This is a genomic window from Ruegeria sp. YTSB088, assembly GCF_059609825.1.
In genome coordinates this window covers 15,339-35,281 of sequence record NZ_JBXWMM010000018.1, presented here as the reverse complement: position 1 = coordinate 35,281, position 19,943 = coordinate 15,339, and the positions used below count along the sequence as shown (strand labels likewise).

22 protein-coding genes are annotated in these 19,943 nt (G+C 57.3%); 17 read left to right on the top strand and 5 right to left on the bottom strand.

Annotation, left to right across the window (positions count from 1 at the left end; all coding sequences use genetic code 11):
- Positions 1-23 precede the first annotated feature (23 nt).
- Both AC2FFA_RS20995 and hemN read right to left on the bottom strand, forming a co-directional pair.
- Positions 24-1,952, bottom strand: a complete 1,929-nt coding sequence (locus AC2FFA_RS20995; protein ID WP_496853114.1) for an elongation factor G — start codon at positions 1,950-1,952, stop codon at positions 24-26.
- A gap of 211 nt (positions 1,953-2,163) precedes the next feature.
- Complete coding sequence (gene hemN / locus AC2FFA_RS20990) at positions 2,164-3,519, bottom strand: oxygen-independent coproporphyrinogen III oxidase (RefSeq protein WP_496853113.1); 1,356 nt, start codon at positions 3,517-3,519, stop codon at positions 2,164-2,166.
- A 61-nt stretch (positions 3,520-3,580) separates the two neighbouring features.
- Here hemN and fnrL point away from each other — a divergent pair, with 61 nt between their 5' ends.
- Together fnrL and AC2FFA_RS20980 are read left to right on the top strand one after the other, a co-directional pair.
- Positions 3,581-4,324 (top strand): transcriptional regulator FnrL, encoded by a 744-nt coding sequence (gene fnrL, locus AC2FFA_RS20985; RefSeq protein ID WP_117872172.1) that lies wholly within the window; start codon positions 3,581-3,583, stop codon positions 4,322-4,324.
- 71 nt (positions 4,325-4,395) lie between these two features.
- Positions 4,396-4,650: a GlsB/YeaQ/YmgE family stress response membrane protein gene (locus tag AC2FFA_RS20980; RefSeq protein ID WP_496853112.1), complete on the top strand. Its 255-nt coding sequence runs from the start codon at positions 4,396-4,398 to the stop codon at positions 4,648-4,650.
- Positions 4,651-4,687: 37 nt separating this feature from the next.
- On the opposite strand, the gene AC2FFA_RS20975 is transcribed toward AC2FFA_RS20980, so the two are convergent.
- The gene (locus tag AC2FFA_RS20975; RefSeq protein ID WP_299901754.1) at positions 4,688-5,527 is read right to left on the bottom strand and encodes a universal stress protein; all 840 of its coding nucleotides are present in this window, start codon (positions 5,525-5,527) and stop codon (positions 4,688-4,690) included.
- A gap of 201 nt (positions 5,528-5,728) precedes the next feature.
- Here AC2FFA_RS20975 and ccoN point away from each other — a divergent pair, with 201 nt between their 5' ends.
- From ccoN to ccoP, 4 genes are read left to right on the top strand one after another with little or no spacing between them, the layout of a single operon-like run.
- The gene (gene ccoN / locus AC2FFA_RS20970; RefSeq protein ID WP_117872179.1) at positions 5,729-7,336 is read left to right on the top strand and encodes a cytochrome-c oxidase, cbb3-type subunit I; all 1,608 of its coding nucleotides are present in this window, start codon (positions 5,729-5,731) and stop codon (positions 7,334-7,336) included.
- A 14-nt stretch (positions 7,337-7,350) separates the two neighbouring features.
- Positions 7,351-8,079, top strand: coding sequence for a cytochrome-c oxidase, cbb3-type subunit II (gene ccoO, locus AC2FFA_RS20965; protein ID WP_299643353.1), 729 nt, complete (start codon positions 7,351-7,353; stop codon positions 8,077-8,079).
- A 12-nt stretch (positions 8,080-8,091) separates the two neighbouring features.
- Positions 8,092-8,277, top strand: a complete 186-nt coding sequence (locus tag AC2FFA_RS20960; protein WP_117872183.1) for a cbb3-type cytochrome c oxidase subunit 3 — start codon at positions 8,092-8,094, stop codon at positions 8,275-8,277.
- Positions 8,274-9,137, top strand: coding sequence for a cytochrome-c oxidase, cbb3-type subunit III (gene ccoP, locus AC2FFA_RS20955; protein ID WP_299901761.1), 864 nt, complete (start codon positions 8,274-8,276; stop codon positions 9,135-9,137). Before AC2FFA_RS20960 ends, ccoP begins: the two co-directional genes overlap by 4 nt.
- Positions 9,138-9,232: 95 nt before the next feature.
- On the opposite strand, the gene AC2FFA_RS20950 is transcribed toward ccoP, so the two are convergent.
- A complete protein-coding gene (locus AC2FFA_RS20950) occupies positions 9,233-9,523 on the bottom strand; it encodes a hypothetical protein (RefSeq protein WP_496853111.1) in 291 nt (96 codons plus the stop codon).
- Positions 9,524-9,558: 35 nt separating this feature from the next.
- Here AC2FFA_RS20950 and ccoG point away from each other — a divergent pair, with 35 nt between their 5' ends.
- The 6 genes from ccoG to nusG all read left to right on the top strand — a co-directional run bounded on the left by ccoG (position 9,559) and on the right by nusG (position 14,821).
- Complete coding sequence (gene ccoG / locus AC2FFA_RS20945; RefSeq protein WP_117872189.1) at positions 9,559-10,986, top strand: cytochrome c oxidase accessory protein CcoG; 1,428 nt, start codon at positions 9,559-9,561, stop codon at positions 10,984-10,986.
- Positions 10,987-10,988: 2 nt separating this feature from the next.
- Positions 10,989-11,447: a FixH family protein gene (locus AC2FFA_RS20940; protein ID WP_299642202.1), complete on the top strand. Its 459-nt coding sequence runs from the start codon at positions 10,989-10,991 to the stop codon at positions 11,445-11,447.
- Positions 11,448-11,449: 2 nt separating this feature from the next.
- A complete protein-coding gene (locus AC2FFA_RS20935; RefSeq protein WP_496853110.1) occupies positions 11,450-13,627 on the top strand; it encodes a heavy metal translocating P-type ATPase in 2,178 nt (725 codons plus the stop codon).
- A 5-nt stretch (positions 13,628-13,632) separates the two neighbouring features.
- Positions 13,633-13,791 (top strand): cbb3-type cytochrome oxidase assembly protein CcoS, encoded by a 159-nt coding sequence (gene ccoS / locus AC2FFA_RS20930; protein WP_117872195.1) that lies wholly within the window; start codon positions 13,633-13,635, stop codon positions 13,789-13,791.
- Between the two features lie 99 nt (positions 13,792-13,890).
- Positions 13,891-14,088: a preprotein translocase subunit SecE gene (secE, locus tag AC2FFA_RS20925; RefSeq protein WP_050605011.1), complete on the top strand. Its 198-nt coding sequence runs from the start codon at positions 13,891-13,893 to the stop codon at positions 14,086-14,088.
- Positions 14,089-14,287: 199 nt separating this feature from the next.
- The gene (nusG, locus tag AC2FFA_RS20920) at positions 14,288-14,821 is read left to right on the top strand and encodes a transcription termination/antitermination protein NusG (RefSeq protein WP_117872965.1); all 534 of its coding nucleotides are present in this window, start codon (positions 14,288-14,290) and stop codon (positions 14,819-14,821) included.
- An 85-nt stretch (positions 14,822-14,906) separates the two neighbouring features.
- On the opposite strand, the gene AC2FFA_RS20915 is transcribed toward nusG, so the two are convergent.
- Positions 14,907-16,136 (bottom strand): peptidoglycan-binding domain-containing protein, encoded by a 1,230-nt coding sequence (locus AC2FFA_RS20915; RefSeq protein WP_496853109.1) that lies wholly within the window; start codon positions 16,134-16,136, stop codon positions 14,907-14,909.
- Between the two features lie 382 nt (positions 16,137-16,518).
- Between AC2FFA_RS20915 and rplK the strand changes: the two genes are divergently transcribed.
- From rplK to rplL, 5 genes are all read left to right on the top strand, one after another.
- Positions 16,519-16,968, top strand: coding sequence for a 50S ribosomal protein L11 (gene rplK, locus AC2FFA_RS20910; protein ID WP_117872199.1), 450 nt, complete (start codon positions 16,519-16,521; stop codon positions 16,966-16,968).
- A gap of 1 nt (position 16,969) precedes the next feature.
- Positions 16,970-17,668, top strand: a complete 699-nt coding sequence (gene rplA / locus AC2FFA_RS20905; protein ID WP_496853108.1) for a 50S ribosomal protein L1 — start codon at positions 16,970-16,972, stop codon at positions 17,666-17,668.
- Positions 17,669-17,797: 129 nt separating this feature from the next.
- A complete protein-coding gene (locus tag AC2FFA_RS20900) occupies positions 17,798-18,556 on the top strand; it encodes a nuclear transport factor 2 family protein (protein WP_496720341.1) in 759 nt (252 codons plus the stop codon).
- Positions 18,557-18,879: 323 nt separating this feature from the next.
- Positions 18,880-19,398: a 50S ribosomal protein L10 gene (gene rplJ / locus AC2FFA_RS20895; protein WP_010441181.1), complete on the top strand. Its 519-nt coding sequence runs from the start codon at positions 18,880-18,882 to the stop codon at positions 19,396-19,398.
- A 79-nt stretch (positions 19,399-19,477) separates the two neighbouring features.
- The gene (gene rplL, locus AC2FFA_RS20890; RefSeq protein WP_037314964.1) at positions 19,478-19,852 is read left to right on the top strand and encodes a 50S ribosomal protein L7/L12; all 375 of its coding nucleotides are present in this window, start codon (positions 19,478-19,480) and stop codon (positions 19,850-19,852) included.
- The last annotated feature ends 91 nt before the right edge of the window (positions 19,853-19,943 follow it).

Sequence of the window (19,943 nt, the reverse complement as noted above, 5' to 3'; positions counted from 1 at the left end):
ACCAGCCCGCCAAATTCAGTGTATCAAGCGCTTGCCTTTTCTTTGGTCGTCGCCTTGGGCGTTGGCCCGCGCAGTTCCTCATAGTGGTCAAAGCTCAGCTTAACCCACCCAGTGCCGCGCGTGGCGCTTGCGAGTGTGCGATGCAATTCATCCTCGGCAACGGCGGGAATCAGCGCGTTGAAGATCTCCCAGCCTGATGCGTTGGGATTGCCTTCAAATCCCAGAACTTGCCCTTGCAGAGAGCTGATTGTTGGCACGAGATCGCCCACAAAATCGGATGGCAGGTGGATTTCAGCATTCAGGATCGGCTGTAAAACAACCGGTTTGGCCTGAGGCAGCGCTTCACGCACGGCGTTCTTGCCTGCGGTGCGGAAGGCATAGTCGGAACTATCTACGTTGTGGTGTTTCCCGTCTTTCAGTGTCACTTTGACATCGACTACGGGAAAGCTTTCGGGGCCTTGCTCCAGCGCGTCCTTGGCTCCGTGTTCCACTGACGGGATGTAGTTCTTGGGAACCGCTCCGCCTTTGACCACCTCTTCGAACTGGAACCCCGATCCGCGTGGCAGGGGCGCGACCGAGATCACCACATCCGCGAACTGCCCAGCCCCGCCGGATTGTTTGCGATGCCGGTGGCGATATTCGACAGGTTTTCGAATGGTTTCACGATAGGCGGTTTCGACCTGATCGGCTTGAATCTCGATCCCGAAATCCTCGGCCAGCTTGGTGGTCACGCGTCGCATGTGCTGCGGACCTTGAGAACCAAGAACGGCGTGGCCGCTCAGCTCATCCTGTTGCAGGTGAAGGCCGGGGTCGATTTCGGCCAGACGGCTCAGGGCGTTGGAGAGGCGCACATCGTCCCGCTCATGCACTGGTGAGACGATCTGGCGATGCGCCACTGGATGCGAGGACGCCCATTCCGGCAGCTCCGTCGCTGAATTGCTGTCATAGATGTAACAAGGGTTGAGATGATCGGACTTCACTGCCAGACCAATCTGCCCGGCCTCCAGTGTCGCGATTTGGGTTTTGGCATCCAGCGTTGTCAGGTTGCCGACGGTCTCACCGCCCAAGGCCTCATGGGCTTGCACGCCGTCCCCAAGGCCGCGCAGAACGACGATTTTTCCGATGTGTTTTTTGACATCTGCAAAACCGGCAATTGCGCGAGCACTGTCTGCGGCCTCGTCGCGCCCGGCGGCGATATCAAACTCGGGGGCTTCGTGCCGTAGCGCTTTCATCAGGCGCGTCAGCCCGTTGCCGTGGCTCGCGGCCCCCAGGCAGGCGGGGATCAACTGGTGATTCTGTAGGACCTGCGCGGCCAGGTCATAAACTTCGTCACTTGGCGGCAGTTTGTCTTCGATCAATTGCTCCAGAAGGGTGTCATCGAAATCGGACAAGGTCTCAAGCAGCTCGGTTCGGGCCTTCTGCTCACGGTCTTCGACGGATTTAGGCAGTTCGATCAGGGCCGAGGGTTGGCCCTCCTGATACTTCCAGGCCCGTTCCGAGATCAGATCGACCGCCCCGATGATCGTATCTCCTTCGCGGATCGGCACTTGACGCAGGGCGATGTGATGGGTGCAATATGTTTGCAGTGAGGCGATGATATCGCGGATGCGGCCGTTGGGATTGTCCATCCGGTTGATGAACAGAAAACAAGGGATGCCGGCCTCTTCTACCAGTCGCAGGTAGGGCGCGCACAATACTGCGGCATTCGGGTCGGGGGGCACGACAACCACGGCGGCGTCCGATATTGCCATTGCGGGTCCGACATAGGCCAGAGCATCGCCGCCCCCGTCAACGTCGATCGCGCACCAGGGCTCGTCCAAGTAAGAAAAACCGTGCAAATGCACGGTTCCGGAAACATCGAATGTGGTGGGGCGCCCGTCGAGGCGGCTGATGGCCTCGACAAGCGTAGATTTGCCCGATTGGCTGGGCCCGAGGACGGTAAAAACGCGCATGAGTGTTGTCCCTCTTTCAGGTTGCAGATTGGCTGCACGAAAGGGACCGACCGACGCGTTGGCGCCGACAAGGATTGTCTGTATTTTGCCCGCCTCAGGCCGCAGGGCAAGATGCCACCCTACAGTATGAGTGTGGGAAAAACCGCAGGCGTGCGTCAAGCCCCTGATGTGTTTTGCGCGTCACGGGCCGAATGTTGCCCGTAGAAAAGGGTCAGATGGCCGAGCTGTGCCCGGCTTTGCTGAGGTCATAGGCATCAAAGCTACGGGCGATCATCCGGGTCAGCGCACGCGCTTCGGGCGGCACGAAAAGCCCGTCTTCGGTGATCTGCAGCATTCCGTCGAAAGATGCATTGGCTGCGCGATACATCTCGTCCAGTTCAGCGGCTGATACATCGTGATCCCGCAGGATTTCCGCCGTGTCGATTTTGAAATCGCACATCAGTGCCTCGATCAGGCGGGCACGCAGAATGTCCTGACCTTTAAAGAGGTGCCCTCGGGATGTTGAAAACTGCCCATTGCGAATGGCTTTGGTATGGGCAGAGGTGGCCGGAGCGTTCTGCGCATAACCTTGCGGAAATCGCGAGATCGAGCTGGCCCCGACACCAATCAGTATATCGGCCTGATCGTCGGTATAGCCCTGGAAGTTCCGCTTGAGGCGGCCCGCGTGCAAAGCGTGGGTAAGCCCGTCATCCTGAGTGGCGAAATGGTCGATGCCTATCTCGGCATAATTGTCCCAAAGGAACAAACGCCGGGCCGTGTCGAACAACTCGAGGCGCTGTTCCGGTGTGGGCAGGGCGTCCGAAGGAATCAGCTGCTGCCGCTTGGCCATCCAAGGCACATGGGCATAGCCGTAAAGCGCCACGCGATCCGGGCTGAGCGACAGGAGTTTCTGTACGCTTTCCGTCATGCGCGCCTTGGTCTGATGCGGCAGACCGTAAAGAATATCCGCATTCAGGCTGGTGATGCCACGTTCGCGGATCATGTCGATGGCATCGCGTGTTGTGTCGTAGCTTTGGATGCGGCCGATGGTTTTTTGAATTTCGTCATCGAAATCCTGCACCCCGATCGAGGCACGGTTCATGCCCGCGTCTGCCAGCGCATCCAGACGCGCCTCATCAATCTCGTTCGGATCGATCTCGACCGAGAATTCGGCATCAGGCCCCATGGGCACGATACCCAAGATGTGTTGTGCTAATTCGCGCATCAGTTGGGCGTTCAGCAACGTTGGCGTGCCGCCGCCCCAATGCAGGCGCGACAGAACCACACCTTCGGGCAAGCGTGCTGCCAGAAGATCCAGTTCGGCCTTCAGAACGTCGACATAGGCGATCACCGGATTGTCGGTTTGTGTCCCTTGTGTCCGGCAGGCACAGAACCAGCAAAGCCTGCGGCAGAATGGGACATGGACGTACAGCGAAACAGCACTGCCGGGTGTGATCCCGGAAATCCAGTCGCCAAACATATCTGCTCCCACGTCGTTGCTGAAGTGGGGGGCGGTGGGGTAGCTTGTGTAACGCGGTACTTTCGCGTCAAATAGTCCAAGCTTTGCCAATTGTGGTTTCACTATCATGGCGATACCCTTAGGCGACAGATGACATAGGTGCTTTGATGGAGATCAAGTGGGAACGCGCATGACAGTAAAAGCACAATTTGACCATTCAAATTGCGGAGATTGCCCGATACGTCATCGTGCCGTCTGCGCTCGCTGTGATGCTGACGAGCTGGAAGAGCTTGAAAGCATTAAGTATTATCGCAGTTTCGAGGCGGGTCAGACGATCATCTGGTCTGGGGATCCGATGAGTTTTGTCGGCTCGGTTGTGGCCGGAATTGCATCGTTGACTCAGACGATGGAAGATGGACGCACCCAGATGGTTGGTCTGCTGCTGCCCAGCGACTTCGTCGGCCGCCCGGGTCGCGATACAGCACCTTACGATGTTCAGGCGACGACGGATGTCGTGATGTGTTGTTTCCGCAAGAAACCATTCGAAGAGATGATGGACCAAACCCCGCATATCGCCCATCGCCTTTTACAGATGACTTTGGACGAGCTTGATGCCGCACGCGAGTGGATGCTGGTTCTGGGGCGAAAGACCGCGCGTGAGAAGATTGCCAGCCTGCTGTCAATTATTGCTCGCCGGGACGCATCGGTAGGTCAAAAAGGTCTGTCAGGCACTATCGTTTTCGATCTGCCGCTGACCCGAGAAGCCATGGCGGATTATCTGGGCCTGACGCTCGAGACGGTCAGTCGCCAGATATCGGCTTTGAGAAAAGACGGGGTGATAACGCTTGAAGGCAAACGGCACGTGACCATCCCCGATCTGGGTCGCCTGATGGAAGAGGCGGGCGACGATTCGGATGGCGGTTTTCTGGTTTAACGTGAACCACCTATAAAAAGTGACAACCGGCGCAGCGTTTGTTGCGGGATTGTCCAACTTAGGAGCACGGCATGGAATTCAGCAGTTTGTTGGCAATGCTGTTGATCGGCGCAATCGCCGGTTGGCTGTCTGGCAAGATCATGGAAGGCCGGGGGTTCGGTCTTTTCGGCAACATCATTGTCGGAATCGTCGGCGCGTTTCTTGCGGGGTTGGTTTTTCCGGCACTTGGATTTGCCGTTGGCGGCGGCCTGCTGTCGTCTATCTTCTTCGCAACAGTAGGCGCCGTGATCCTATTGTTCCTGATAGGCCTCATCCGCAAAGGATAACAAAAGCCGCCAAGTCAGGCGGCTTTTGAATGGCGGTTCAATGGGCAAGGAATACGGGAACAGTAGACTGCTCCAGCATGTTGCGGGTTGCTCCACCCAGAATGGCCTCGCGGAAACGGGAATGGCCATAGGCACCCATCACGATCAGATCCGATTCTGTATCGGATGCGTGGCGGTTGAGAATATCCGACACGCGCGTCATGCTTTTGCTCAGCACATCAATCTCACATTTGACCCCGTGACGGGCCAGCATCTGTGACAGCATTCCGCCCGGATCAGACCTGTCGGGCCCATGGCGGGGAGGGTCGATGACCACGATTCGGACCAGCTCGGCCTGTTTCAGGAAGGGCAGGGCGTGACGAATGGCGCACATGGCCTCTACGCTTTCGTTCCAACCTATCATGATATTGCGCGGCACCGTCAGGGGTTTGACGTCGTCCGGTACGACCAGAACCGGGCAATGCCCCTCGAACATGGCGGCCTCAACGATGGGCTCGGCTTCGGCCCCACGGTCTTTGCCGTAGGGGTGCGGCAGTATCACCAGATCGGAAAACCGTGCCCTATGTGCAACGTGGCGTCCTATATCAGCAATTTGCGCGACGCCATGCTCGGCGGACCAGCGAACGCCGGACTTGCCAAGGTAATCATTGGCAAAGGACAACAACTCCTTGGCCTCGGCGTTGGCTCGGCTCAGTGTTTCCTGAACAATGAGCGCATTGGCACCCGCATAGTAATAACCTGTCTGACTGCGATCGACCCCAAGGCACAGGGCTTCGGCATGGGCATCCTGAGATTGTGCCAAAGCCACCATCTGCGCCAGAGCGGCGGGTGCTGTCTTGGTTTCGGTCATGACAGTGAGTAGAGATTTGTAAGTCATTGCGACCTCATGATTCGGGCATTTGGTCTCATGTGACCAGTTGGCCTATTTCCTCTACAATGCGTGTCACAGAAAACGCAGAACTGTCTTGATACAGATCAAAGCAGCAATAGCCGCCGTGCTTCAGAACGGCAGCCAGTCAAATGGGTTTCGCGCGTCATAAGAACCAAAAGCGCGCGGAGCATGGCAAAGGGACGCAATATGTCGAATTACATCAAGCTGATCGTGCTTGGTCTGATCGCGCTGTTTGCAGCGATCGGAACCAATTATGCACGCGATTTGGCGTATCAGGTACATGCGCTGCTGGTGATGCTTATCGCCGGTGGCTTGTTTATCTGGACGCTTCGAAACACTGACGAGCCAGATATTCTAGTCGACCGCTCGGGCGAATACATGGATGACGTGATCCGTTATGGCGTGATCGCAACCGCCTTCTGGGGCGTTGTCGGGTTCCTGGCCGGGACCTTCATCGCGTTTCAGCTTGCCTTTCCGGTGCTGAACTTTGAATGGGCACAGGGTTATCTGAATTTCGGTCGTTTGCGTCCGCTGCACACGTCGGCGGTGATTTTTGCCTTTGGTGGCAATGCGTTGATCGCAACCTCATTCTATGTCGTGCAACGTACCAGCGCCGCGCGCTTGTGGGGCGGCAACCTGGCGTGGTTCGTATTCTGGGGTTATCAGCTGTTCATCGTGCTGGCCGCGACCGGCTATGTTCTGGGCGGTACTCAGTCGAAGGAATATGCCGAGCCTGAATGGTATGTCGATCTTTGGCTGACCATTGTCTGGGTCGCCTATCTGGCGGTCTACCTGGGCACGATCATCAAGCGGAAAGAACCCCATATCTATGTAGCCAACTGGTTCTATCTGGCCTTCATCGTCACCGTTGCGATGCTGCACCTGGTCAACAACATGACCGTTCCTGTCAGCATTTGGGGTTCGAAATCGGTCATCGTCTGGTCGGGCGTACAAGACGCCATGATCCAGTGGTGGTACGGCCACAACGCGGTGGGTTTCTTCCTGACTGCGGGTTTTCTGGGCATGATGTACTATTTCATCCCGAAACAGGCCGAGCGCCCGGTATTCTCGTACAAGCTGTCGATCATCCACTTCTGGGCACTGATCTTCCTGTATATCTGGGCCGGTCCGCACCACCTGCACTATACTGCGCTGCCTGACTGGGCTTCGACGCTGGGCATGGTGTTCTCGGTGATCCTGTGGATGCCGTCCTGGGGTGGTATGATCAACGGTCTGATGACCTTGTCGGGTGCATGGGACAAACTGCGCACCGACCCGGTGATCCGGATGATGGTGATTTCGGTTGGCTTTTACGGCATGTCCACCTTCGAAGGCCCGATGATGTCGATCCGCGCGGTGAACTCGCTGTCGCACTACACCGACTGGACCATTGGCCACGTGCACTCGGGCGCGCTGGGCTGGAACGGTATGATCACCTTTGGTGCGTTGTACTTCTTGGTGCCCGTCCTGTGGAAACGGGAACGCCTGTACTCGCTGCAGATGGTCAGCTGGCACTTCTGGCTCGCCACCATCGGCATCGTGCTCTACGCCGCGTCGATGTGGGTGACCGGTATCATGGAAGGCCTGATGTGGCGCGAAGTGGATGCCAACGGCTTCCTGGTGAACTCGTTCGCCGACACCGTGGCTGCCAAGTTCCCGATGTACGTGGTGCGTGCTCTGGGTGGCGTAATGTTCGTCGCTGGTGCTGTGATCATGTGCTACAACCTGTGGATGACTGTGCGGAAAGCGCCGGCCAAAGAGGCCAGCCTGACCGTCGCGGTCCCGGCTGAATAAGGAGGGCCGGAGCAATGGCAATTCTCGACAAACACAAGATCCTCGAGACCAACGCGACCCTCCTGCTGATCTTCAGCTTTCTGGTCGTAACCATCGGTGGCCTGGTGCAGATCACCCCGTTGTTCTATCTTGAGAACACCATCGAGAAGGTGGAGGGCATGCGCCCTTACACCCCTCTCGAGATGGCGGGGCGTGAGATCTATATCCGCGAAGGCTGCTACACCTGCCACAGCCAGATGATTCGCCCGATGCGGGACGAGGTCGAACGCTACGGTCACTACTCGCTGGCGGCGGAATCGATGTACGATCACCCGTTCCAGTGGGGGTCCAAACGGACCGGCCCTGACCTGGCCCGTGTCGGTGGCCGCTATTCGGACCAATGGCAGGTCGATCACCTGCGGAATCCGCAATCCGTGGTGCCGGAATCGGTGATGCCGAAATACGGCTTCCTTGAGCATCGTAAAATTGACGGCAAGTACATCGGCGATGTAATGGCCACCAATGCTCTGGTCGGGACTCCTTACACCGAAGAGATGCTGGAAAACGCGCAAGCTGATTTCCTCGCTCAGGCTGACCCAGACAGCGACTATGACGGGCTGTTGGAGCGCTATGGTGACAAGGTCAATGTACGCAACTTTGACGGCCAGCCCGAGCTGACCGAAGCTGATGCGTTGGTTGCCTATCTTCAGATGCTGGGCACGTTGGTCGATTTTTCGACCTTCACCCCGGACGCAAGCCGCTAAAGGAGAATCGTGATGGAAGAATACACAATTCTCAGGCAGTTCGCGGATAGCTGGATGCTGTTGTTGTTGTTCGCCTTCTTCGTTGGCATCGTCATCTGGGTTTTCCGCCCCGGTGCCAGTAAGGAATACAACGACACCGCCAACATCCCCTTCCGGCATCAAGACAAACCCGCCACATCCAAGGAGGCGCGGAAATGAGCAAGACACCTGAAAAACAGCCGGGTGATCCGAACACAACCGGGCACAGTTGGGACGGGATCGAAGAGTTCGACAACCCGATGCCGCGCTGGTGGCTGTGGACATTCTATGTGACCATTATCTGGGGCGTGATCTACACGATCATGTATCCAGCATGGCCCTTGGTGCAGTCGGCAACTGCTGGCGTCATGGGATGGTCTTCGCGGGCTTTGGTCCAGCAGGAGATGGTCGCATTCGAAGAGGCTAACGCACCCTGGAATGCCAAGCTGGTGGAAACTCCGCTGGAAGACATCGCGAAGGACGCTGAACTTCAGCAATATGCCGTGAACTCCGGTGGTGCCGTGTTCCGTACCTGGTGCGCACAGTGCCACGGTTCCGGTGCACAGGGCGCGCCTGGTTTCCCGAACCTGCTGGATGACGCCTGGCTCTGGGGGGGGACGATGGAAGACATCGTCTACACCGTCAACTATGGTATCCGGAACGAAGAAAGCGACGATGCACGCTATTCCGAGATGCCTGCCTTCGGTGAAATCCTCGAGGATGATGAAATCACGCAGGTGGTTCAGTATGTCATGTCGCTGAGCAACGCACAGACCGACGATGCGGCGGCTGAGGCGGGCAAGGTTGTCTTCGAAGACAACTGCGCGTCCTGTCACGGCGAAGATGGTACGGGTGACATCTTCCAGGGGGCACCGAACCTGACCGACGCTATCTGGCTATATGGTGGCAGCGAAGAGACTCTGACTGAAACTGTGACCTACAGCCGCTTTGGCGTCATGCCGAACTGGGATACCCGCCTGACCGAGGCGCAGATCCGTGCGGTATCCGCCTATGTCCACCAGTTGGGTGGTGGTCAGTAAGACCTAGAGGGCAACCTTCGGGCGGTTCGCCGCCCGAAGGCTGTAGCACCGGCTGTTCCATCTGTTCGCGCGTTTCCTGAACAGCCGGTGCTCTTTTACACTACTTTCCTGTTGTATTGCCATTCAGTTCTGCGCAACGAGGTCTGCTCATATGCGTTGGGGTGGGGCGCAATCTCGGGCTGCGACAATTGGTCGGGACTCAGAGAGCCGCGCGTGCTCGATGCGGTTGGGTTCAAGCCACAAGCAGATTTTTCGCCAAAACCAGCTGAAAATCGGGTAAAATACGCCATTTCCAGCGCGGGCAATATGGGCTGATCTTCAAAAGATGTTTGCTCGATGCGCTTTTTGACCCATGTCAAAGTTCGCCCATGCATGATCTGGAACAAGACGTCTTCAGAAGACCCATTTGTGGAGCCAGCCAGTGAGCGATTCCGACCCCGCCCCCAGCCTTTACGCCGCGCGTGAACCGATCTTTCCAAGACGTGTTTCGGGGCCGTTTCGAAACCTGAAATGGATTATTCTCATTGTTACGCTGGGCATCTACTACGTGACGCCCTGGATCAGATGGGATCGTGGTCCCAGCCTGCCGGATCAGGCTGTTCTGTTGGATCTGGCAAATCGGCGTTTCTATTTTTTCTGGATCGAAATCTGGCCGCACGAATTTTACTTTGTCGCCGGTCTGCTGATTATGGCGGGTTTGGGCCTGTTTCTGTTCACGTCAGCTCTGGGTCGCGTGTGGTGCGGGTATGCATGCCCGCAGACCGTCTGGACGGATCTGTTTATTCTGGTCGAGCGCTGGATTGAAGGTGACAGAAACGCCCGCCTGCGCCTGCACCGTCAGGAAAAGCTCGATTTCCGCAAAGCTCGTTTGCGGGTCACCAAATGGACGGTCTGGTTTCTGATCGGTCTGGCGACGGGCGGTGCCTGGGTGTTCTACTTCGCGGATGCACCGACGCTGGCCCGTGATCTTGTGACGGGCAACGCGCATCCCGTCGCCTACACGACGATGCTGATCTTGACGGGTACAACTTTCTTCTTCGGCGGGTTCGCCCGTGAGCAGATCTGTATTTACGCGTGCCCATGGCCGCGCATTCAGGCGGCAATGATGGATGAGGACACGCTGGTTGTCGGCTATCGCGAGTGGCGGGGTGAGCCGCGCGGCAAAGGCAAGCGGACGGCGGATTCAGAGTTGGGGGATTGTATCGACTGTATGGCTTGCGTGAATGTCTGCCCTGTCGGTATCGATATCCGGGATGGTCAGCAGTTGGAATGCATCACCTGTGCCCTGTGCATCGACGCTTGTGACGACATGATGGCCAAGATCGGCAAACCACGAGGGCTGATCGACTACATGGCGTTGAGTGATGAAGCCCATGAGCGATCCGGCGAACCCCCCAAGAATGTCTGGAAGCACATTCTGAGGCCACGTACGATCATGTACACCGCATTATGGGCGCTGGTCGGATTCGGGCTTCTGTTTGCACTGTTCATCCGTTCTGACATCGATCTGACGGTCGCGCCGGTGCGTAACCCCACTTTCGTCACCCTTTCGGACGGAACAATCCGCAACACGTATGACGTTCGTCTTCGCAACAAGCACGGTGAAGACCGTCTGTTCAAACTGTCTTTGGCGGGCGATCCGGCGATGCGACTGGAAATTGAGGGAACCAAGATCGATACTGTGAATGTCACGGCGGATACGGCACAATTGACCCGTGTATATATCATAGCTCCTCGCGACAGCGGTCCGGCCGCAGCAGAGGCGACACCAGTGCGGATCTGGGTCGAAGACCTCAGCAGCGGCGAACGCGCATACAAGGACACCACGTTTAATGGACGAGGGAACTGATCATGGCCGAACGTAAATTCACCGGAAAGCACGCTTTGGCCGTGTTTGTCGGCGCTTTTGGCGTGATCATCGCGGTGAACCTCGTGCTGGCCTACAATGCCGTGAAGACGTTTCCCGGGCTCGAGGTGAAGAACTCCTATGTCGCCAGTCAGGAGTTCAATGAGAGATTGCAAGAACAGCGGGCGCTGGGCTGGACCGTTCGGGCGGAAACCAAAGGTGGTCTTCTGATCCTTCACATTACCGACGAAAGCGGTGCACCGGTTCAGGTGAGTGAATTGCAGGCGGTGGTTGGCCGGGCAACCCATGTACGCGACGACTTCGTACCCGACTTTACGTTCGACGGTACCGCCTATGCCACGCCTGCCACTTTGGGTAAGGGCAACTGGAATATCCGATTGGTGGCGCGTGACGGAAACGGTGCCGAATTCTCGCAGCGCGTTCCGCTGTACGTGAAAGGGTAAGCATGACGGCTCAGCTTTCATCCGGTACAGCAGCCTGCCCGGGCTGCCTTGCGGCCCCGGCAGAACCGGCCCGGCCCGTACCGGAGGATGTACAGATCGCTTTGTCGCTGCCGGGCATTCATTGCTCGGCCTGTATCGCGACGGTCGAGCGTGAACTGAACGCGCACCCCGGCGTCGAAGATGCCCGGGTGAATCTGACGCTCAAACGCGCGATGATAAAAGCCACGCCGGAAACGCGCGCAAGCGATCTGATCCCGGTGCTTGAACAGGCGGGATTCGAAGCACATGAGCTTGATCCGGGGGTTTTGTCCGCAACGCAGACGGACAAGGCCGGTCGTGATCTTCTGATGCGCCTGGCCGTGGCCGGGTTTGCATCCATGAACGTGATGTTGCTGTCGGTTTCGGTCTGGTCCGGTGCGACGGATGCAACGCGGGACATGTTCCACTGGATTTCAGCGGCCATTGCGCTGCCGGCCATTGCGTTCTCGGCCCAGCCGTTCTTTGTCAATGCCTGGAGCGCCCTGCGCGTGCGACGGCTGAATATGGATGTACCGATTGTACTGGCGATCCTGTTGGCGCTGATCACATCGCTGTGGGAAACCGCGTTGAGCGGCGAGCATGCCTATTTCGACGCTGCTCTGACATTGACCTTCTTTCTACTGGCGGGACGGTATCTTGATTACCGTACCCGTGCTGCGGCGCGATCAGCGGCCGAGGAATTGACAGCGTTGGAAGTTCCCCGCGCCATTCGTGTGGTCGATGGGGCCGAAGACGAGGTTCCCGTTGCCGAGTTGCACGTCGGAGATCTGGTCCTTGTGCGACCGGGTGGGCGCATGCCGGTGGACGGCCAGATCGTGTCGGGCCAGTCCGAACTGGATCGATCCCTTCTGACAGGCGAGACGGTGCCGGTCTTTGCCGAAGCCGGGCAGGTTGTGAGCGCGGGTGAAGTCAACCTGACGGGTCCGTTGACAATCCGGGCAACGGCGGTCGGGGAAGACACGTCGCTCCATCGCATGGCTGATCTTGTAGCCATCGCCGAGTCTGGCCGGTCCCGCTATACCTCGTTGGCCGACAAGGCCGCCAAGCTCTATGCGCCCGGGGTTCATATTCTGTCGGCGCTCAGCTTTGTTGGGTGGTACATCTATTCCGGTGACTTGCGCACGGCACTGAACATCGCGGCGGCTGTTCTGATTATTACCTGCCCCTGCGCGTTGGGTTTGGCCGTGCCAGCGGTAACAACGGCCGCGTCGGGTCGGTTGTTCCGCAAGGGAATGCTGATCAAGCACGCCACTGCACTGGAGCGGTTGTCCGAAGCCGACACAGTTGTATTCGACAAGACGGGCACCCTGACATCCGGCGTACCGGAACTGGTCAATCTGGCAGACCATGCCCGCGCCAAGGTCGAGGTCGCTCTGGCGCTGGCCGAGGCTTCTGCGCATCCCTTGTCCGTGTCATTGGCAAAAGCGGCGCGTGCGGCAGGGATCAAACCAGCAAGTGTTCGAGGAATAGCCGAGGTTCCCGGCTATGGCACCGAGGGCGAGTTCCGTGGCCAACGTGTTCGTCTGGGGCGGGCGGCCTGGGTCGGCGCGGATCAGGGCACCAATACTTCGGCCTGGCTGGCAATCGGTGAAGACGCACCCGTGGCCTTCCGATTCTCGGACGCCTTGCGCCCGGGCGCCGCTGAGGCTGTAGATGCGCTGCGCGCTTCGGGCAAGCAGGTGCTTCTGATTTCAGGAGACTCGCAGGGGGCCGTGCGAGCATTGGCAGAAAAACTGGGGGTCAGGGATTGGATTGCCGAGGCTTTGCCGCAGGACAAGGCAAGACGCATTCAGGATCTCAGCGATGAAGGTCACAAAGTTCTGATGGTTGGCGACGGGCTGAATGATACCGCTGCTTTGACGGCGGCGCATGTGTCGATCTCTCCGGCTTCCGCGCTGGATGCGGCACGGGTCGCGTCGGATATAGTACTGTTGGGCAATGATCTTTCGCCTATTGCGGATGCGTGCGACACGGCTGTCAAAGCCACCAGACGCATTCGCGAAAACTTCCAGATCGCAACCGTTTACAACGTGATCGCGGTTCCTCTGGCCGTGATTGGATTGGCGACACCGCTGATCGCGGCCTTGGCGATGTCGACCTCGTCCATTACCGTGTCCCTGAACGCCCTGCGGCTGAGGTAACCTGAATGGAAGTGCTTGCCTATCTGATCCCGATTTCCCTGTTCCTGGGGGGCGTTGGTCTTGCCGCCTTTGTCTATACCGTTCGTTCGAACCAGTACGAAGACCCCGAAGGCGACGCGCGCCGGATCCTAAGCGACGAATGGGATGACAAACCCAAACCCTGAACGAATGCCCCATAGAGGCAGAGATGAACCAACTGCCCTTGAAATTGTCGCAATGCCCGGATATGTCCGGCCCATCCGCTAGCAGAGAGAATACGCCAAATGGCCACTACCAATCCGATCCAGTTCATTCAGCAGGTCCGAGCCGAAGTCTCCAAGGTCGTCTGGCCGACCCGGCGCGAGGTGCTGTTGACCACGGTAATGGTCTTTATCATGGCCGCGCTGACGGCTGTATTTTTCGCTTTGGTCGATCTGGGTATCCGGGGCGGCCTGCAACTGATCCTGGGCGCGTTCAGCTAAGCAGTATCAGCGCGTTGAAACGTCTCTGCCCCCTTGCGTCGCGCGCAATGTCAGAGTAGGTGACGCGGTACTATTCGGAATGGGCGTGTGGCGATTCGGGCTGCGCGCCGCTTTTTATTCCGGATGGCGTGACGAGATTTTAATGACGGGTGTGTCCGGTACGCGGGATACCTCGAAGACAAACAAGGACGACAGGTTCATGGCGAAACGGTGGTACTCGGTCAGCGTTCTTTCGAATTTCGAAAAGAAGATCGCAGAGCAGATCCGCACGTCGGTGGCTGAACAGGGCCTTGAGGACGATATCGACGAAGTGCTGGTGCCCACCGAAGAGGTGATCGAAGTGCGCCGGGGCAAGAAAGTCACGACCGAGCGCCGTTTCATGCCCGGTTACGTGCTGGTACATATGGAAATGTCGGATCAGGGCTATCACCTGATCAACTCGATCAACCGCGTCACCGGTTTTCTGGGCCCTCAGGGGCGTCCGATGCCGATGCGCGATGCTGAGGTCAATCAGATCCTCAATCGTGTTCAGGAAGGTGAAGAAGCGCCCAAGCTGATGATCAGCTTCGAGGTTGGTGAAAAGGTCAAAGTCAACGACGGCCCGTTCGAGGATTTCGACGGCATGGTCGAAGGCGTGGACGACGAAAACCAGAAACTGAAGGTCTCGGTCTCGATCTTTGGTCGGGAAACCCCGGTCGAGCTGGACTTTACGCAGGTTACGAAGCAGGGCTGAGGAAACTCTCCTCGAGAATTGAAACGCCGCGATGCCAAGGGTAACGCGGCGTTTTTGTTTAGGTATTCGCTGAAAACGTATCGACCTATTGTGCTTGAACCATAGCCGCGCGCAAAAGTTGCGGCCTGTCGGTCTGGGACGGCAGGAACACGGCTTGCGATCCGGCATCCAGCGCCGAAAGGCTCGCGTCATACCACTGCATCGCAAGGTCGCGGCGCTCCTGCACGCCGAAACCTTCGCGCAGATGGTGGCCAATCAGTTCGCCGTACGCCGGTTCACCCATTGCGACCAGCATCAGAGCAGACCCAAGAGCGGCATCCATGTTGTCCTGACGGTAGCCAATCGCCAGGCAGACCTTGCTTGTTGCGGCAAGATCTTGGGGGCTGAGCCCGGAGTCCAGCGCCAGCTTGCGCATCTGGGTTTCAGCCTCAGTTTTCGAGTTGATCGACAGAGCGTCAACTTGTGGAGCCACCATTTCACCATAAGAGTCGCATTGGGCGCTAACCTGATCCGGCGTCAGTCCCTGGATATCCTGAATCAGATCTTCACCGCGTGCCATCGCGTAACTGCGGGCAAGGCAGAACTGCTCGCTGAGCGCAAAGTCGGGATCGGACATGTTCGACAGGGTTGTATAGCCGCCATTGGTCGATGTTTGCAGCATGACTCCGCTGCAGCGATTGGCCAGCGACGGGCCTCCGGTACCGCCTGAAAACAGGCTCGGCAGGCTTGCAGACGCTGTTTCAGTGGTCTCGGGTTCGGGTTCCTGCGGTGTCGTAACCGGGACAGGTTGTACCGGCACGGCTTTTGCCGGGGCCTGAGGGGCAGCAGCCAGAGCAGAGCCCGTGTGCACCTGACGGCGATACGCCATCAACAGCGGTTGGCCCGAAAGCTGAGTGGCCGACTGCCCACCGCTTGTGGCCCAATAGTAGGCCTGCATCAAAAAGTCGGACTGATAGGGCTGAAAATCATAGCCGTTCACAGGATAGCCCATCGAGGCCTGATAGCGTTCGATTGCGGACCGGGTGCCACGACCGACCTGGCCATCGACCCTTCCTGCATTGTATCCGAAGTAATTGAGCGCGGTCTGGGTTTGCGCGCCCTGTGAAGTCGATGGGATGCCCGACCGGTAAGTTCGATTTGATGTGGTCGTTCTCTGCGACTTTTTCTTCTGTTGGTCCTTGCCAATCGCGTAGCCAACGATTCCGCCGACGACGGCGCCGCCGAGGAATTCACCAGCGTCCGCCCGCGCTGTCTGAGGGGCAGCTGCAGCAAGAGAAAAGGCGATGCCAAGAGTTAAAACTAAACGAAGTATCATAATTAACCTCCACCAAAATTCACTAATTTTTCGAAGTATAACACGGCCACGCGCTTTGTGGTGATGCAAGCACCAAAATCCCGATTGATGAGCGACTGATTTGTGGTTTTCGCCGTTTTTTTAAAACGTTAGTGGCATTCACAATTGCACTGCCAGTGGCCTACAATCTTTTAGGTGGCGAATAACCTTCCTGGTTTTGATTCGGTATATCCAGATTGCGGCGCCAACCACTTGTCATCTCTACTGATCCCCTGTAAACGCCGCCTCTATCGTCTTCGGGCGAGATTCTCTCGTGGGAGGTTGCAGGGATCGCGATCCCGGATCGGACCACGCAACATAATCTGGGTGGGACGCGTTTCACCTAAGTTGAAAGGAAAACCAAATGGCCAAGAAGCTTGCTGGTACAATGAAACTGCAGGTTCCTGCAGGACAGGCGAACCCGTCGCCGCCAGTTGGTCCGGCGCTGGGTCAGCGCGGCATCAACATCATGGAATTCTGCAAGGCGTTCAACGCCAAGACCGCAGACATGGAGCAAGGCGCGCCTTGCCCGACCGTGATTACCTATTATCAGGACAAGTCCTTCACCATGGACATCAAGACGCCGCCCGCGTCTTATTACCTGAAAAAAGCGGCTGGCCTGAAGCCGGTTGGCAAGCGGAACCGCCCTCGCGGTGCGGAAAACCCAGGTCGTGAGACTGTGGCAACCGTGACCTCGAAGCAGGTTCGCGAAATCGCCGAAGCCAAAATGAAAGATCTGAACGCCACCGACATCGAAGGCGCAATGCAGATCATCCTGGGCTCGGCCCGCTCCATGGGCATCGAGGTGAAGTAAGATGGCAAAACTCGGTAAACGTACCCGCACTGCGCGCGAAGCTGTCGCTGGCAAGGAAAACCTGTCGGTTGAAGAAGCGGTTGCCCTGGTCAAAGGCAACGCAACCTCGAAATTCGACGAGACCATCGAAATCGCGATGAACCTGGGCGTTGACACCCGTCACGCGGACCAGATGGTTCGTGGCGTCGTTGGCCTGCCGAATGGCACAGGTAAAGCGATGCGCGTCGCCGTATTCGCACGTGGCCCCAAGGCGGACGAAGCGAAAGAAGCAGGCGCAGATATCGTCGGCGCAGAAGACCTGATGGAATCCATTCAGGGCGGCACCATCGAATTCGATCGCTGCATTGCAACCCCGGACATGATGCCGATCGTCGGCCGTCTGGGTAAAGTTCTGGGCCCCCGCAACCTGATGCCGAACCCCAAGGTTGGCACCGTGACCATGGACGTGAAAGCCGCCGTGGAAGCAGCCAAAGGTGGTGAAGTTCAGTTCAAGGCGGAAAAAGGCGGCGTTGTTCATGCCGGTGTTGGCAAAGCGTCGTTTGACGAAGCCAAGCTGGTCGAAAACGTCCGAGCGTTTGTCACGGCTGTTGCCAAGGCGAAACCGTCGGGCGCCAAGGGCACCTACATGAAAAAAATCGCGCTGAGCTCGACCATGGGTCCTGGCGTGACCGTTGATGTGGCGGAAGCCGCGGGCGAATAAGCCCTAGATTTCCGATTTGAAGAATTGATCCCGGGTGGTGCGAACTGTCCGGGATTTTCTTTTGCGGGGTTCGGTGCAAAAGTGGCCAGACATCCAATTCGGTGCTCGTCAAAAAAACGGACCCTCGCCATGGAAACCAAGCGCGTTCTCATTCAAAAATTTCTCAAGGGTCTGGAAACCGGTGACGCTATGGCGGCAGCGGTGGTCAATGAAGACAAGTATATTCAGCACAATCCTCAAACCCACGAAGGCAGTGAAGGTATTGCGGAATTGTTCGCGCGACTGTCAAAAACCTCGCCTAGGGTCACATTCAAACGGGTTTTCGAAGATGGCGATTTTGCCTTTGCGCATATCGAGTACGATTTCAGCAGTCTGCGCGCAGCGTTCGAGGTGTTTAGGTTCGAAGATGGAAAAGCCGTAGAGCATTGGGACAACATTCAGCCTTTGCGAGGTCCAAACCTCTCGGGGCGTGGAATGCAGGATGGCCACACTGAAATAGCGGATTTGGAGAAGACCGAAGAAAACCGGTCAACCAGCCGTGTGTTTGTCACGGAGGTCCTTATCGAGCGTCGGTTCGATAGGTTGGCAGAATTTGTGGCCGAAGACCTGAAACAGCACAATCCGGAAATGGCTGACGGCATCTCGGCACTCAAGAGCGTGTTGGAAGGTCGAAGCGCAAGCAATCTGGTGTTTGCTTACGAGACGTCGCACAGGGTTTTAGCCGAGGGCAATTTCGTTCTGTGTGTGTGCGAAGGCCAGAGAAATGGGGTTCATTCAAGCTTTTATGATTTGTTTCGGTGGGACGATGATCGAATTGTTGAGCACTGGAGCACGATCGAAGAGATCCCGCCGCGCGAAGAATGGAAAAACGATAACGGAAAGTTCTGACGCCACGTGGTCGGAGTTTGGGCGGTTTTTTGATCCGCTTTGGGAGCAATTTACCCCTTGGAAACCCCCTTTATCTGCCCTAATAAGACCTACGGAACAAAGCGTGCGATTCGTCGTGCGCTTTGTTTTGTTTCGTCCAAGACGGTGGGTGGGTCCATTCGGCCCCTTAATTCCCTGCCTGAGACGGGTAGACCAAAGAATTCTGGGGGTCCCACCCTCGGGCGCATTTTGGCCAATCCCGTAACAACGGACCTGAACGCCGGAGCGAAAGCTGCGGCAAATATGAGCCGGGGTGAGATATCGCCCCAAACTTGGAGAGAACTGTGGATAGAGCCCAGAAAGAGAAAGTGGTCGAGGAACTCGGCCAAATCTTCGAAAGCTCTGGCGTCGTAGTGGTATCCCACTACGCCGGTCTGACAGTTGCCGAGATGCAGGACCTTCGCGCACGTGCTCGTGACGCGGGTGGTGCCGTGCGTGTTGCCAAGAACAGGCTCGCCAAAATCGCCCTTGAGGGTAAGCCGTGTGAAAGCATGGCCGACCTGCTGACAGGGATGACCGTTCTGACCTATTCCGAAGACCCCGTGGCGGCAGCCAAGGTGGCCGAGGACTTCGCCAAGGATAACAAGAATTTTGAGATTCTTGGTGGTGCAATGGGTGAGAACGCTCTGGACCGCAAAGGCGTCGAAACAGTTTCGAAAATGCCGTCTCGTGAGGAGCTTATTGCTTCGATCGTGGGCTGCATTGGCGCACCTGCTTCGAACATCGCCGGCGCGATTGGCGCACCTGCAAGCAACATCGCAAGCATCCTTTCCACCATCGAAGAGAAGGCGGAAGCTGCGTAAGCGGTTGGCACTGAATGATCTGCGTGGGGCAGATGCCCTGACGTTGGAACACACACTGTAAACGGAAAGAGCTGATAAAATGGCTGATCTGAAAGCACTCGCAGAAAGCATCGTGGGTCTGACCCTGCTGGAAGCACAAGAACTGAAAACCATCCTCAAAGACGAATATGGCATCGAGCCCGCAGCAGGCGGCGCAGTTGTCATGGCAGCCGGTGGCGACGCCGGTGGCGCAGCTGAGGAAGAAAAAACCGAATTCGACGTCGTTCTGAAGAACGCCGGCGCTTCGAAAATCAACGTGATCAAAGAAGTTCGCGGCATCACCGGTCTTGGCCTGAAAGAAGCCAAAGAGCTGGTCGAAGCTGGCGGCAAGATCAAAGAAGGCGTGTCGAAAGACGAAGCCGAAGAAGTCAAAGGCAAGCTGGAAGCAGCTGGCGCCGAAGTCGAGCTGGCCTAAGCCATTCGACAGGTGCATCACTGATGCGCCGCAAGATTTGGCTGGATCCGGGGAAATCCGGGTCCAGCCGAACCTGTCTCAGAAAGGGCCT

Excerpts from the sequence above, each read along its gene's own strand:
- AC2FFA_RS20995 (WP_496853114.1), bottom strand. The coding sequence starts at position 1,952 with ATGCGCGTTTTTACCGTCCTCGGGCCCAGCCAATCGGGCAAATCTACG.
- hemN (WP_496853113.1), bottom strand. The coding sequence starts at position 3,519 with ATGATAGTGAAACCACAATTGGCAAAGCTTGGACTATTTGACGCGAAA.
- fnrL (WP_117872172.1), top strand. The coding sequence starts at position 3,581 with ATGACAGTAAAAGCACAATTTGACCATTCAAATTGCGGAGATTGCCCG.
- AC2FFA_RS20980 (WP_496853112.1), top strand. The coding sequence starts at position 4,396 with ATGGAATTCAGCAGTTTGTTGGCAATGCTGTTGATCGGCGCAATCGCC.
- AC2FFA_RS20975 (WP_299901754.1), bottom strand. The coding sequence starts at position 5,527 with ATGACTTACAAATCTCTACTCACTGTCATGACCGAAACCAAGACAGCA.
- ccoN (WP_117872179.1), top strand. The coding sequence starts at position 5,729 with ATGTCGAATTACATCAAGCTGATCGTGCTTGGTCTGATCGCGCTGTTT.
- ccoO (WP_299643353.1), top strand. The coding sequence starts at position 7,351 with ATGGCAATTCTCGACAAACACAAGATCCTCGAGACCAACGCGACCCTC.
- AC2FFA_RS20960 (WP_117872183.1), top strand. The coding sequence starts at position 8,092 with ATGGAAGAATACACAATTCTCAGGCAGTTCGCGGATAGCTGGATGCTG.
- ccoP (WP_299901761.1), top strand. The coding sequence starts at position 8,274 with ATGAGCAAGACACCTGAAAAACAGCCGGGTGATCCGAACACAACCGGG.
- AC2FFA_RS20940 (WP_299642202.1), top strand. The coding sequence starts at position 10,989 with ATGGCCGAACGTAAATTCACCGGAAAGCACGCTTTGGCCGTGTTTGTC.
- AC2FFA_RS20935 (WP_496853110.1), top strand. The coding sequence starts at position 11,450 with ATGACGGCTCAGCTTTCATCCGGTACAGCAGCCTGCCCGGGCTGCCTT.
- ccoS (WP_117872195.1), top strand. The coding sequence starts at position 13,633 with ATGGAAGTGCTTGCCTATCTGATCCCGATTTCCCTGTTCCTGGGGGGC.
- secE (WP_050605011.1), top strand. The coding sequence starts at position 13,891 with ATGGCCACTACCAATCCGATCCAGTTCATTCAGCAGGTCCGAGCCGAA.
- nusG (WP_117872965.1), top strand. The coding sequence starts at position 14,288 with ATGGCGAAACGGTGGTACTCGGTCAGCGTTCTTTCGAATTTCGAAAAG.
- AC2FFA_RS20915 (WP_496853109.1), bottom strand. The coding sequence starts at position 16,136 with ATGATACTTCGTTTAGTTTTAACTCTTGGCATCGCCTTTTCTCTTGCT.
- rplK (WP_117872199.1), top strand. The coding sequence starts at position 16,519 with ATGGCCAAGAAGCTTGCTGGTACAATGAAACTGCAGGTTCCTGCAGGA.
- rplA (WP_496853108.1), top strand. The coding sequence starts at position 16,970 with ATGGCAAAACTCGGTAAACGTACCCGCACTGCGCGCGAAGCTGTCGCT.
- AC2FFA_RS20900 (WP_496720341.1), top strand. The coding sequence starts at position 17,798 with ATGGAAACCAAGCGCGTTCTCATTCAAAAATTTCTCAAGGGTCTGGAA.
- rplL (WP_037314964.1), top strand. The coding sequence starts at position 19,478 with ATGGCTGATCTGAAAGCACTCGCAGAAAGCATCGTGGGTCTGACCCTG.